The sequence below is a fragment of the Mesorhizobium sp. M4B.F.Ca.ET.089.01.1.1 genome, from assembly GCF_004022605.1.
Taxonomy (GTDB): Bacteria; Pseudomonadota; Alphaproteobacteria; order Rhizobiales; family Rhizobiaceae; genus Mesorhizobium; species Mesorhizobium abyssinicae.
This window is the reverse complement of the sequence record NZ_RZOS01000015.1, coordinates 1-12,578: the sequence shown is the minus strand read 5'-3', so window position 1 is coordinate 12,578 and position 12,578 is coordinate 1. Positions and strand designations below refer to the sequence as shown.

11 protein-coding genes, 2 pseudogenes and 1 riboswitch are annotated in these 12,578 nt (G+C 60.1%); of the genes and pseudogenes, 3 read left to right on the top strand and 10 right to left on the bottom strand.

The features are described 5' to 3' along the window. Positions 1 to 243 precede the first annotated feature (243 nt). The 9 genes from EN780_RS02895 to EN780_RS41515 form a co-directional block, all read right to left on the bottom strand. Complete coding sequence (locus EN780_RS02895; RefSeq protein ID WP_245454712.1) at positions 244 to 468, bottom strand: DUF982 domain-containing protein; 225 nt, start codon at positions 466 to 468, stop codon at positions 244 to 246. 627 nt (positions 469 to 1,095) lie between these two features. Beyond that, complete coding sequence (locus EN780_RS02885) at positions 1,096 to 1,911, bottom strand: hydroxymethylpyrimidine/phosphomethylpyrimidine kinase (protein ID WP_126057617.1); 816 nt, start codon at positions 1,909 to 1,911, stop codon at positions 1,096 to 1,098. Next, a complete protein-coding gene (locus EN780_RS02880; protein WP_126057618.1) occupies positions 1,902 to 2,507 on the bottom strand; it encodes a thiamine phosphate synthase in 606 nt (201 codons plus the stop codon). Before EN780_RS02880 ends, EN780_RS02885 begins: the two co-directional genes overlap by 10 nt. Then, the gene (locus EN780_RS02875; RefSeq protein ID WP_126057619.1) at positions 2,504 to 3,277 is read right to left on the bottom strand and encodes a thiazole synthase; all 774 of its coding nucleotides are present in this window, start codon (positions 3,275 to 3,277) and stop codon (positions 2,504 to 2,506) included. The genes EN780_RS02880 and EN780_RS02875 overlap by 4 nt, the downstream gene beginning before the upstream one ends. Position 3,278: 1 nt before the next feature. After that, positions 3,279 to 3,476, bottom strand: coding sequence for a sulfur carrier protein ThiS (gene thiS / locus EN780_RS02870; RefSeq protein ID WP_126057620.1), 198 nt, complete (start codon positions 3,474 to 3,476; stop codon positions 3,279 to 3,281). Beyond that, positions 3,445 to 4,446 carry a glycine oxidase ThiO gene (gene thiO, locus EN780_RS02865; RefSeq protein ID WP_126057621.1) on the bottom strand — a complete coding sequence of 334 codons (1,002 nt, stop codon included), beginning with the start codon at positions 4,444 to 4,446 and terminating at the stop codon, positions 3,445 to 3,447. The genes thiS and thiO overlap by 32 nt, the downstream gene beginning before the upstream one ends. Further along, positions 4,443 to 6,278 (bottom strand): phosphomethylpyrimidine synthase ThiC, encoded by a 1,836-nt coding sequence (thiC, locus tag EN780_RS02860; protein ID WP_126063809.1) that lies wholly within the window; start codon positions 6,276 to 6,278, stop codon positions 4,443 to 4,445. The genes thiO and thiC overlap by 4 nt, the downstream gene beginning before the upstream one ends. Positions 6,279 to 6,381: 103 nt before the next feature. Further along, a riboswitch (TPP riboswitch) is annotated at positions 6,382 to 6,498 on the bottom strand. A gap of 121 nt (positions 6,499 to 6,619) precedes the next feature. Continuing rightward, entirely contained in the window at positions 6,620 to 6,847 is a 228-nt protein-coding gene (locus EN780_RS02855) for a hypothetical protein (RefSeq protein ID WP_245454713.1), read from the bottom strand. Positions 6,848 to 7,509: 662 nt separating this feature from the next. Beyond that, positions 7,510 to 7,971, bottom strand: coding sequence for a hypothetical protein (locus EN780_RS41515; RefSeq protein WP_306283303.1), 462 nt, complete (start codon positions 7,969 to 7,971; stop codon positions 7,510 to 7,512). Between the two features lie 898 nt (positions 7,972 to 8,869). On the opposite strand from EN780_RS41515, the pseudogene EN780_RS40385 reads away from it, so the two are divergent. From EN780_RS40385 to EN780_RS02835, 3 genes and pseudogenes are all read left to right on the top strand, one after another. Next, positions 8,870 to 9,392: pseudogene (locus EN780_RS40385) on the top strand (SMC-Scp complex subunit ScpB). 533 nt (positions 9,393 to 9,925) lie between these two features. Continuing rightward, positions 9,926 to 10,576, top strand: a complete 651-nt coding sequence (locus EN780_RS02840) for a DUF433 domain-containing protein (protein WP_126057624.1) — start codon at positions 9,926 to 9,928, stop codon at positions 10,574 to 10,576. 4 nt (positions 10,577 to 10,580) lie between these two features. Beyond that, positions 10,581 to 10,958, top strand: coding sequence for a DUF5615 family PIN-like protein (locus tag EN780_RS02835; RefSeq protein WP_126057625.1), 378 nt, complete (start codon positions 10,581 to 10,583; stop codon positions 10,956 to 10,958). Positions 10,959 to 10,979: 21 nt separating this feature from the next. Here EN780_RS02835 and EN780_RS02830 read toward each other — a convergent pair. Further along, positions 10,980 to 12,578 (bottom strand): annotated as a pseudogene (locus EN780_RS02830) (DNA-binding protein); the annotation flags it as partial.

Below are 12,578 nucleotides of genomic sequence, written 5' to 3'. Positions count from 1 at the left end.
TAGCTGACGAATGAATCGGCATGACACGTCGCAGTGACCGAGACATCAAGCCAGCACCTATGTCGGCTTGCCGCAAGTCAAAAGAATCCAGCCCTGCGTGCCGCGTTCGCTGACCTTCGCCAGTGACGCCATTTGCATTTCGGCCGGACAGATGGGCACAGACATGTGCAATTCCCGCATCGCCCATTATTGGAACTCACAAGGCGGCGTTCTTTCCGTCTTGGCGAGCAGCGGGCCAACGCGTTACCGGCGGTGATCTTCCTGCAGCTTTAAATCAGTCGCCACCAACGACGAAATCAGATTTGGCCAGCACGCCGGCAATCCTGGCAAATCCCACAATGCTTGCCGCGCCTGCTCGGGTGTCATCTGTCCGGCGATCGCTGCGTTGCTGCTTCTCACCGCGCAACTGAATACCGGTCCCCGACGCGCTTTTGGCCACTGATTCAGGAATACGAGCGCTTCGCGCACTGTGTTGATGTCGTGACGACGTCGTTGGTCTTAACCTGGACCGGCGATAGGAAAGCCAGACCGGTTATTCTTACCTCCCTGCGATCGCACGCTGGATCTTTCATTCGGTGGTTGGTTGCGTGACAGGTTTCGAACGTTAGGTCTTGTTTTCTCTGGAAGATCGGGCTGTACGACATAATCCAAATGTTGCGACGCAGCGAAGGCTTCTGCTGGTTCCCGAGTTGAAAAAGCCAGTTGCACCTGGATGAGTGTGTCGCCGCCACCCAATAGCCCATCAGATGTTCAATGGCAGGCGGCGTCCGACGCTCGAACAGCAAGCGCCACGGCCGGCGGGTAGCCGATGCCACAGCTTTGGAGCTGCCCCGGATACTATTATAAGACCGATTGACGCGGGGCTCGACGCGTTTGCGGCAAATAAGCTCGAGTGTGGACAGAGATGTGACGTTCTATTGAGTCGCTGACCCAATCGGTAGCGACCTGGTGATCCACGCAACCAATTCCGGTCGTTTCTGTCACTAAGAACTCGATATTCGCTATTTGCACCTCGAAAGTCGCATAATTGGCAGTGAGAAACTCAACGCGTTGTGAGGATGGCATAGAGAAGCAGTAGCCCCTTCTCTAGTCTCGCTACGGGAAAAATTCTGGAAAATGGGTCTGCTTGGCTGGACGCAGAACGCTGTGGTTATTCAGCCGGCATTTCTGAAGCCTCTCCAAGACAAACAGCTTGCCTTCGCGCACGCTGTCTTCGAGCGGCTTCGGCTTCGCCAGATGCGCCGCAATCGCGCTGGCCAGCATGCAACCTGTCCCGCGCATCGATGTGGCAAGGCGCGGTGCATCGAAGCGGATGGGTTCGTGCCCGGAGCGTAACAGAATATCGGTCGACCGGGTTCCCGACGCATGCCCACCCTTGATCAGCAGGGCTTGAGGGCCGGCGGCCAGCAGTCTTTTTCCTTGTTGGAGCGCTCCGTCCTCATCCACTGCCAGTTCGGAGCCACTAAGGAGCGCCAGTTCAGGGAGGTTGGGCGTGACAATGCAGCAAAGCGGCATAAGATCGCGCTTCATGGCAGCGATAGCGCCTGCTTGCAGAAGTGCGCGGCCTGAGGTGGAGGCCAGCACAGGGTCGAGTACTGCGGGGACATGCGGAAATTTGCGCAGCACTGCGGCAACGGCAACAATGATCTTGGCAGTCGCCAGCATGCCGATCTTGATTGTGGCCACGTCGTTGGCCTGCAGCGCGGCGCACATCTGATTGGCCACCAGGCTAGGTGGCGAATAATAGATTTCGATCACGGCGTCATGCGTTTGCACCGTTAGCGCTGTGACGGCGAGACAGGTGCGCACGCCAATGGCAGAGATCGTCTCGATATCGCGTGCAATTCCAGCACCGCCACTGGAGTCCGATCCACCGACGACAAGCACATGTGGTTCTCGCCTCAGCGCCATTGGTCCGTCTTTTCGATCCATTCTCGCGTGCGCGCCTCGGGGTCGTCGTTGAGCGTGATGTCGGTCACCACCGCCGCGCTGTCCGCGCCAGCCGCAAAGACACCGTCGAGCCGCTCAGGGTTGAGGCCACCAATGGCGACCAATTGAAACGGCGCGACCTGGCGCTTCCATTCGCTGATCCGTTCGACCCCTTGCGGCGCCCATTTCATCTTCTTCAGGATGGTCGGATAGATGGGTCCAAGCGCTATGTAGTCAGGCTCGGCGGCCATCGCCGTTTCCAGCTCCTGATGATCATGTGTGCTCAGTCCGAGCCTTACGCCGGCTGCCCGTATCGCCAAGAGGTCAGCGGTCTGCAAATCCTCCTGGCCGAGATGTATGAAGTCGCAGCCTTCCTCGATTGCCAGGCGCCAGTGGTCGTTGACGATGAGTTGGCACTGGTATCGAGCACACAAGGCCTTCGCGGTGCGGATCTCCGCGCGCAACCCAGCCTCATCCACGGTCTTGATGCGCAGTTGCAGAAGCCGGACTCCGAGTGGGACCAGCCGTTCGATCCAGGCAGCGCTGTCGACGATCAGATAAAAGGGATCGAGCTTCATGAAAAAACGGCCCTGCCGACCATCGGTGTCGATGGCACGGCGACGTCGCGCGGTTCGAGCATTCCCGAACTGAACGCCTCACGACCGGCGTCGACCGCCTTACCGAAAGCACGCGCCATGCCGACCGGATATGCCGCCTTGGCGACCGCTGTGTTCAGGAGCACGGCGTCAAAGCCGAGTTCCATGACGGTGGCCGCGTGCGACGGCCGTCCGAGCCCCGCATCCACAATCAGCGGGACGCCAGGGAAATATCCGCGCATCGAGCGCAGCGCCGTCATGTTGACCGGTCCCAAGGCGGAACCGATCGGTGCGCACCACGGCATCAGGACCTTGCAGCCCGTTTCCAGCAGCCGCTCGGCGACAACGAGATCGTCGGTGGTATAGGGGAATACCGCAAAGCCGTCCTCGCACAGGATGCGGGCGGCTTCAACCAGACCGAACACATCCGGCTGTAGCGTGTCGTGATTGCCGATCACTTCGAGCTTGATCCAGTTGGTGCCGAAGACCTCGCGCGCCATTTTCGCGGTGGTGACGGCTTCCTTGACGGAGAGGCAGCCGGCGGTATTGGGCAGGATTCTGGCGCCCAGCGAGCGGATCAACGACCAGAATTGTTCGCCGGCTCTACCGCCCGCCATCTCACGCCGCAACGAGACGGTCACCACCGACGTGCCCGACGCCTTGACTGCATCGGCAAGGATGGCCGGCGAAGGATATTGAGCGGTGCCGAGAAGCAGGCGCGACGAAAGCTCGGTTCCATAAAGCTCCAACATGCTAGCCGCCCTGCATGGGCGAGAGGATTTCGATCCGGTCGCCGTCGCTCAACTGGAACTCCGTGCGGTTGGCTTTGTGCACGAGGTCGCCGTTGACGGCGGTGGCGAGCCAATCGCCCTCATAGTCGAGCGCGGCAAGCAACTCGGCCAGCGTGGTGGCGGCAATCTCACGCGCCTCGCCGTTGACCATCAGTTTCATGAGCATGCTCCTTGGTTCTGTCTTGACTGAAAACCAGGCCGGCAGCCTGGCGCGCCATGGCGGGGGCGAGGAGAAAACCGTGACGATAAAGACCGTTGATCGCGATGATCTCACCGTCTGTTTCGACGCGTGGCAAATTGTCGGGAAATGCCGGACGGACACCCACACCGGTTTCAACGATCTCGGCCTCACCAAAGGCCGGATGGAGGGCATGGGCGGCGCCCAGCAGCTCCATCATGGAACGCGCCGTCACCGGTCCGGCGCTCTGGCTTTCAATCATCGTCGCTCCGATCATGAAACGGTGATCGGTGCGCGGCACGGCATAAAGCGGAAAGCGTGGATGAAGCAAACGGACCGGCCGCGACAGCGAGACATCAGGCGTGCGAAGGATCAGCATTTCGCCGCGAACACCGCGCAGCCTGTCATCGGCCGCTGCCATTCCCATGCAGTCTATCTGACGGGCGAAACCCGAAACAGGCCGGGCGTCGCAGCCGAAGTGGAATTTGACACCCATGGTCGCAAGGTTGTCATGAAGTGCCGCCATCGCCTGGCGTGGGTCGAGGTGAGCCTCGTTGGGGAAGAGCAATCCACGCCGGAAGCGGCCGGCGAGGTCGGGTTCCAGGAGCGCAATTTCGTTTTCATCGACGCGCCTATGCCCTGACGTGCGACTGGCGAACCGGTCAAGCTCACCGGCATCACGCGGCGCGGCCACGACCAATGTCCCGGCCCGTGTCACCTGACCCGACAGCACCGCATCCCACCAGTCGGCAGCGTCGCGTCCGAGATCCAGCACCGGCTGCTCCGCGCTTTCGCGCTCGCACCATGGCGCCAGCATGCCGCCGGCGAACCACGACGCGTTGCCGCCAAGGCCATGCCGCATCTCGGCGACTGTGACCGTCGCGCCGCGGGCGGCGAGTTCGAAAGCGACGGTGAGGCCGGCAACGCCGGCCCCTTTGACGAGCACCCTCATGATGGTTTGGGAGCCTCCGGCACGACCGGTACGCCAGTCTCGTCCGCCGGCATGTAGAGATCGCCGCCCTCCCGGTATTTTGCCGCCATTGCCGCCATGCCTTCCTTCTGAGCCTCGGCACGGATGTCGTGGGAAATGCGCATGGAGCAGAATTTCGGCCCGCACATCGAACAGAAATGTGCCAGCTTGTGCGCCTCCTTGGGCAAGGTCTGGTCGTGGAAGGACCGTGCGGTTTCGGGGTCGAGCGACAGGTTGAACTGGTCCTCCCAGCGGAACTCGAAGCGCGCGCGCGAAAGGGCATCATCCCTGGTTTTCGCTGCCGGATGGCCCTTCGCCAGATCGGCTGCATGGGCGGCTATCTTGTAAGTGATCACCCCAATCTTGACGTCGTTGCGGTCGGGAAGGCCGAGATGCTCTTTCGGCGTGACGTAGCAAAGCATTGCGGTGCCGAACCAGCCTATCATGGCGGCACCTATCCCTGAGGTGATGTGGTCATAGCCCGGCGCGATGTCGGTCGTCAGCGGCCCCAACGTGTAGAACGGCGCCTCACCGCACACTGCGAGCTGCTTGTCCATGTTCTGCCTGATCTTGTGCATGGGGACATGGCCCGGGCCTTCGATCATCACCTGGCAGTCCTTTGCCCAGGCAATCTTGGTGAGTTCTCCAAGTGTTTCCAGTTCGGCGAATTGCGCCGCGTCGTTCGCATCGGCGATTGAACCGGGACGAAGGCCGTCGCCGAGCGAGAAGGAAACGTCATAGGCTCTGGCGATGTCGCAGATCTCCTCGAAATGCTCGTAGAGGAAGCTCTCCCGGTGATGGTGCAGGCACCATTTGGCCATGATCGAGCCGCCGCGCGAGACGATGCCCGTGACCCGGTCGACGGTCAGCGGTATGTAGTGCAGCCGCACGCCGGCGTGGATGGTGAAATAGTCGACGCCTTGCTCGGCCTGCTCGATCAGCGTGTCGCGATAGACCTCCCAGTTGAGGTCCTCGGCGATGCCGCCGACCTTTTCGAGCGCCTGATAGAGCGGCACCGTGCCGATCGGCACCGGTGCATTGCGCACGATCCAGTCGCGGATGTTGTGGATGTTGCGGCCGGTCGACAGGTCCATCACCGTATCGGCGCCCCAGCGGATCGCCCACACCATCTTTTCGACCTCTTCGGCCATCGACGATGTGACAGCCGAGTTACCGATGTTGGCGTTGATCTTCACCAGGAAATTTCGCCCGATGATCATCGGTTCGCTCTCGGGATGATTGATGTTGGCGGGAATGATTGCGCGTCCGCGCGCCACCTCGTCGCGCACGAATTCGGGTGTGACGAAATCTGGGATCGCCGCGCCGAAGGCTTCGCCGTCGCGTTGCAGCTTGCCGCGCATCACCTCGCGGCCGAGATTCTCGCGGATGGCTACGAACTCCATTTCTGGCGTGATGATGCCGGCGCGCGCATAGGCAAGTTGGGTCACCGCCTTGCCCTGCTTGGCCTTGAGCGGCCGATTGCGTATCGGAAATTCCGGTGTCAGGCGCTCGCCGGTGGCGAATCCATTGTCTTCCGGCCGGACGTGGCGGCCGTCATAGGCTTCGACATCGCAACGCGCCGTGACCCATTCGTGGCGAAGCCGGGCAAGGCCTTTTTCGATGCTGGTTTGGACTGATGGATCGGTGTAGGGGCCGGACGGATCGTAGACGGTGACGGGCGGTTCGCCGGCCGTCGGATGGACGGAAATCTCGCGCATCGGCACCCTGATCTGCGGGTAGAGGACGCCGGGCTTGTGGATTTTCCGCGAGGCGGGCAGTGGTCCCGTCGACACGGCGGGGGTGAGGGCATTCATCGTGAGGCTCCTTTGCTCATGCATTGGAGACCCAGTTCTGTGCCGGAAGGATGAAAAGACGCTTCTGTAGACCTGCTGCAGCAGGACCTCGGGCGTAAACTCCCGCAAAGCGCTTGCACCGTCCCTACGCCAGTATGAACTGGATCAGGTTCAACGGGTCACTGCGCCGCGAAAGCCAGCAGTATCTCAGCCCCTTACCGGGACTCCCCTGGTGAATGCCTCAAGTTGAATGGGCCGGTGCTGCTTTGTCAAGCGCCTTCGGGCGCCTTCGGGCGCCTTCGGCCGGTGGCGACGTCCGGCGGCCGGCCGAGCGGAGAGCTCGCGCATGCATCGGGGACAAGTCACGCCCCGTAGACCAGGGCTGGAATGGCCAAAGTCTCATTCGCTTCGTGAAGGATGGAAAAACTGTATCGGCCATGTGCGTCGAGATCGACCGAGTAGCTCAGGCGGTCACGGATGTGGTTATCCTGGTCGAAGGCGACGATTTGCGGCTTCAGCGAGGTGATTTGCACCACGTCCAGGTAGATGGAGTTGCAGATATGATCTGGTCGTCGGGCTGGCAGGTGCAAGCGGCCGCTCTATTCAGGATGCGGCATCGGCGGCGTTCCCGATACCAATGATATCTTGCGGGCAACTTATGCAATCACCGGCTTCGTAAAACCCGACGGCGGCGGCCGTGTCCTGGCGCTGAGGATGTGCCGCTGTTCCAGCAGAGAAATCGCGTGGGCGCGGAGTTTTCGCTCTGCGAGGAAGAGTTGACGCAATCGTTTAGCTTGCTTGCAGTTCGTAGAGACCCGCCTTTGAAAGCAACTAAGCTATTGCATTGATATGTTGGTGCGCGATCGATCGCTACATAGCCGGCCGCCATTATCCGAGTATTGATCCGCCGGTGTTCGTGTTGCCGTATATGGCAATCCCTGCGAGATCGTCGCGGCCGGATCGGCCGCACCCTCTAGTCATAAAAGGGGAAGCGACCGAGAATTCCGCTGCCGAAAACTTCTCTGGCTTGGCTATGCATGCGGTAGATGAGATCGCCGCCTACCGCGACCTGGTCGAGGAAGGCATCGACGCCCAGTTCGGACAGCCTGGTTATCGCAATGCGTTAGCGGCTCAGACTTGCGGTCTCGAGAGCGGCCTTTGGGGGTCACCTCTTTTTTGTTTCAGAGGTTGGAAGACGGCTGCTCGTTACCCAATAGAAATGGCGACTACGGAACGCGATCGATCGCGGCCATCAGGAAACACCTGTCTTCGGCTCAACCTCGACATGGCGTCCGATCGACCGCAGATATACAGCTATCTCGTCCATGAGATGATCGCGTTCGCCGTAGATCTCAGCAATCCTGCGCAGCTGTGGCTCGACGGACCTCCGTTGCGCCGGCGTCAAATCAGCATCGCCAAAGACATATCCCAAGTTGCCAATCGCGCAAATGTTGCAGCCGGCCTCCACAACTGCTTGCACGAATGCCGGAATGTCTTTTTCTTGCATAGTCTTCATGTCGAACCTCTCGTGAATGGCGTGCTTGCGCGCCCATGCTGCCTTTTCAGCGTGTCCTCTGGGCGGCGCAAGCCTTGAGCGTAATTGTGCCGGGCAACCTCGACTATCCCGTCTGCCACGCTCTTTAGAGTCGGTGGGGTCTGGTGATTGCAGGCTGGGCCACTCAAAAGCCTGCAAGAAGAAAGTCATGGCGACCATTGCTCAAGATCGCGAGGGTGCGTGCAAGACCTTCCGTTGGCAGTCATGCACGCTCACCCAGCAACTGGGTATTGAGCAACTGGGTCTCACGTCGCGGGTCTCGTGTGCTTCACAGCCGAAAATAAGGTACCACCGTGGCTATTCTCAAGTGCAGGCTACCTCTTCAGGACACGGCGGAGTGCCTTCCGACGCACCCCTGGTGCAACGTGCGACCTAACGAGACACATCTCGTTCGCGTTCCCTCGACCTTTCTTCGTATTGCTGCTTGCCCTGCGATTTCAGGCCCTCTGCTAGCTTCTCGGCCGCTCTTTGGCCTGCAATGTCACTATTCAAGATCATATCCGACATCCCTGGATGGTCATAACCGTAATGCGCATGCAGTTTCCCTCACGAGCAGCGCCTATCCGTCGATTAGTTCGTCTTCCGGAACCCGAAGCCCTTTTTATCCGGCGTACCTATCCACCATTCAACCGGTATACCTTTCCCAACTTTGGCGGACCATTTACCTCAGGCATGATCATCTCGCGTGACATTTTTTTTTGGCGCCATCATCGCACGTGGCATTTTCTAAAAACCAAGACGTGTCAATTTGTAAAATCAAGGATGCGGCCGCGCCCGTTGCGAGGATTTGCAGGTAGCTCTTCAGCCCCAACACGATGTGTGAGGCGGCGGTGGAAAAGGCAACCGACGGCGTCGACGCGTCCTTTGATGATCGCAAGCGATATGCTTCGTCGCGAGCCCAGATTGCGGTCTCGGGCACAAGGCGAGATCACAGTTCTGCGATCTGTGGTAACGCGAGCCCGCAAAGCGCCGCTGCGGCCACCGCTTTTGGAATCTGGACGAGATTCGTCGTCGTCTGAGATCAGTTGATCGAGCAGTTCGCGCGCGCGGGACGCGCTTGCGGTGCAGTCTCTCCCGCGAGCTCGCCCGTGACCTTCTCATCGACGACATCCGAGAGCTGCGCGGACGGCCCTATGACCTCGTCGCTGTCGCCGGCGGCTGGAAGCACCTGACACGGCCGGCCTATGCCGATGCCATCCGCGCCTGCGGAAGCAGCGGGCGTGCCGTGGACCTGACGTGGTCGGACGTGCTGATGCTGATGTGCATCGGCACTTCCAGCCGATTACCCGCGCCGAATTGTCGTCGGTTTTCGGGAAGTAATCAGTCGCGACCTGATCGGCCATCTGCGGCACCGGCCTGATCGCGTCGAACCCGCGCAGTCCGACGCCCGGCGCTCCCTACACCTATGTGACGACAAAAGCGTCCTGCTCGAGTTCGGCCTCGACACGCTTCGCGATCTCCCGGACTGCGAGGCGCTCGAGGATGCCGGGCTGCTGAGCAGAGATGAGCTGCTTGCTGGTGAAATTATGCCAGAGTTGGCTAGTGGCCATGAGGATGCGGGTTTGGATACGGAGGAATAGCTTGGCGCTGCAGACGCTGTGGCCACCGGGCTTGCGAGTGCTTCCAGCTTTCCATAGCGAATCTAGCGCGCCCAAGGGCGTCCGAAATTTGTAGGCAAATTTCGGACATGGACACGGTCAGCGACGTCAAGCAGGCAGCGGTATGCGGCCTCTGCACCGCTGTCGCCCAAAAATTCGTGGCCATGGGCAAGCCCCACTTGAGACCCCCAGAGAGAACGCTCGTGAGCGATGGAAACGGTTTTGGTCCAAAGCTTGATACAGATGGCCTGCAGATGGGTGTAGGGTTTCAAAGCGCTCGAAGACGCGCCTTCGCAGAGTTAAAAGTCCGCGACGAACTCGTGTGTCGTTTGTCGCCAACTGCAAATTCGATAGTTAGCGCAATTATACTGCGCCGAGTCTGCCATCTCGAGCCCCAAGGGTTTGTGAGGCCTCTCGGCTCACCACCGCCTTTGCTAACCGCCGTGATTCCAAAGACGCGTGCCTTTACGGAGGGGGTCAAACGGCCTATATTATTCTTTATAAGGAGAAGAATAATGGGCACACTTGCTCGCATCTACACCCCCGCAGAGGCAGCCGCCGTCAGCGGGATAGGAATCAAGGCCGTGCACAATGCGATCGACAAACGCATTGTCGATACTGTGCCAAGCACTGCTCGGCGCATCGGTGGGGTCGTCCGACGGGCATTGACCGGCGAGGATTTGCTGCGGCTCAAGCTTTGGTATGGCGTGGGTGCGACATTGCCCGCTGATCGTCGCTACCGCCTGTTCGAGGAAATCAAAGCTGCCCCAAGGGCCAAGACCGTAAGGGCCGACGACCTGCTGATCGTCGACGTCGCCGAGGCACGTAAACAGCTCAAAGCGCGCATCGTGGATCTTGATGAAGCGGAGGCCGCCATCGGCCGCGTTAAAGGGGTGATGGGCGGAGAGCCTGTCTTCAAAGGAACCCGCATCCCTGTTCGTATGATCACGACGATGCTAGCGCAGGGCGCAGATGAAGCGGAGGTTCTGGAGGGATATCCGAAGCTAACGCCGCGCGTGATTGAGCTCGCCAGAATGTGGGTCGCCGCGCACCCGGTTCGTGGGCGGCCTAAGAAGCTGGTCGAGCAGGGCGTGAAAATAAAGTCGTCGAAGCGCGTGGTTTTGAAGGGCGACCCAGGTCCGTCGGCCAGGTCGAGACGCGTGTGACCTCGTGAGGTTTCTGATCGATGAGTGCCTGCACACGTCTCTGGTTGCGGTAGCCCAAGAACGCGGACATGAAGCAAACCACGTCAACTGGCTTGGGCTAAGCGGCGAAACCGACTGGGACCTCATGCCGCTCATTATCGATGAGGATTTCACCTTCGTCACCAACAATGCTAAGGACTTCAGGAAGCTCTATGCCAAAGAACCGGTTCACGCCGGCCTGATTATCGTCGTCCCTCAGGTCGGGCCTGAAAAACAGAGAGAGCTCTTCGATGCTCTCCTCGAGGATCTTGGCCCAGAGGAATTCCTGATTAATGAAGTTATCGAAATCGAGATCGAAAACGGCATTGCAATCGTAACACGATACGATCTGCCGTCGCCCTAGCTGAGGCTGCGCGATCTCCGCTTATGACCGACCCGGTTGCCAGTCGCTCATCTGCAAAATGTTACCGCCGAGTTTTGCAAACGCGCGTTGGCGGCAGGAGAAAACGAGAATCTGCTGATCGTGTGATTGACGATGCAAAGCGTCGAACATGCGCTCGATGCGGTCGTCATCGGAATAAACCAAAGCGTCATCCAGGATAACCGGTGTGGGTCGGCCGTCGCGGGCAAGCAAACGGGCGAAGGCCAGACGTGTCAGAACCGAAAGCTGTTCTCGCATGCCGCCACTCAACCTATCGACATCCTCATCCTGACCATTGCGGCGAACGGTCTGTGGCAACAGTGTGTTCTCGTCGAACACTATGGAGATGTCATCGAATAGCAATCCAAGCAGCGGTCGCAGCTCGGACATGACCGGCTTCAGATAAAGATCGCGTGCCGTCGAGCGCGCAGCGACCAGCGTCGTGCGCAGCCGGTCGAGGACGGCTTTTTCGAATTCGAAGCGTCTCGCTCGCTCTCCAGCGATTTCCAATTTTTCTGTGGCCTCGCGCAAAGCTTCTTCCACCGCGTCGTCGGACCGAGTGCGAATATGGCCATTGAGATCGGCCAGGGTTACACGCAACTGACTTGCTTCCTGTGTGGCGGCATCCTGAACCGAACGGGCGCGGCGCAGAACGGCTTCAGCGCTGGTGAGATCGCGAGCGCCGTCGCGCAGGGGAGCAGCGCGCATTTCGGCCGCTTCGCGCAGCTTTTGTCGTGCGGTGGCCTCGGTGAGCAGCAAGCGCCCCTTTTCCTCGCGCGCTGCATCGGGTCCCAATATGACCTCGAGGCTGGTCAGTTCCGCCTGGATGGTGACATAAGCCGTCTCCGCAGCCATGACAGCCTCGTCGGCATGGCTGCGCAAAGGCAAGGCCTCGCGCACGCTGTTGCGTGTTGTCGCCACACGCTGCTCGGCTGCGGCATGATGTTGCCGGATCTGTTCTGGATCGACTTTGAGTTCGAGGTCCCCGGCCCCGAGGGCACTCAGACGAGCAAGCTCCTCGTGTAATTGCTGTATCCCCTTGGGCGCGAGATCGGCAAGTCGCTGACGCGCCAAGCCCAGTTCGGTAGCTTTGTCGCGCGCTTCCACTAGGCGCTGGCGTGCCGTCCTGAGGCTATCGACACCGAGGGACGCAAGCAGGCTGCGGTGCTTCGCTTCGGCGTCTTCGATGGTCCGGTCGGCCTGCTGCGGCCGATTCGATCGCAGGGTCAAGGCTCCGATGCCGGCAATATCCAGGCGTACGGTGCCAGCAAAGCTTTGGTCTTCTGCATGGGGCAAGGGCTTGGCATCGATGGTCACCAAATCGGCGGCGCCGTCCCGGTATTCCATGCATAGCGTCGGCAGGGTTGCCAGGTGAGCTGCACGAAGGCTGGCGATCTCGATTTCGAGCGCCTGGAGTTGCTCGACAGCTTGTTCCGGCACCGCCAGCATCGCCAGTGCTGCCTCTCCATCTTCGATCTGGGTTCTGGCGACTTCGGCTTGTTTCAACCGGTTGTCCGAGCCGGCCAGTTGTTCGGCAGCGTCACGCGCCAAAAGAGTCGCATCCAGCCGCGCGAGCAATTCGCGTGCTTCGCGCTCTTCCAG

What these genes read in the sequence shown, in the direction of transcription:
- EN780_RS02885 (WP_126057617.1), bottom strand. Translation starts at nt 1,911, where the DNA reads ATGGCGCTGAGGCGAGAACCACATGTGCTTGTCGTCGGTGGATCGGAC.
- EN780_RS02880 (WP_126057618.1), bottom strand. Translation starts at nt 2,507, where the DNA reads ATGAAGCTCGATCCCTTTTATCTGATCGTCGACAGCGCTGCCTGGATC.
- EN780_RS02875 (WP_126057619.1), bottom strand. Translation starts at nt 3,277, where the DNA reads ATGTTGGAGCTTTATGGAACCGAGCTTTCGTCGCGCCTGCTTCTCGGC.
- thiS (WP_126057620.1), bottom strand. Translation starts at nt 3,476, where the DNA reads ATGAAACTGATGGTCAACGGCGAGGCGCGTGAGATTGCCGCCACCACG.
- thiO (WP_126057621.1), bottom strand. Translation starts at nt 4,446, where the DNA reads ATGAGGGTGCTCGTCAAAGGGGCCGGCGTTGCCGGCCTCACCGTCGCT.
- thiC (WP_126063809.1), bottom strand. Translation starts at nt 6,278, where the DNA reads ATGAATGCCCTCACCCCCGCCGTGTCGACGGGACCACTGCCCGCCTCG.
- EN780_RS41515 (WP_306283303.1), bottom strand. Translation starts at nt 7,971, where the DNA reads ATGGTCGCCATGACTTTCTTCTTGCAGGCTTTTGAGTGGCCCAGCCTG.
- EN780_RS02840 (WP_126057624.1), top strand. Translation starts at nt 9,926, where the DNA reads ATGGGCACACTTGCTCGCATCTACACCCCCGCAGAGGCAGCCGCCGTC.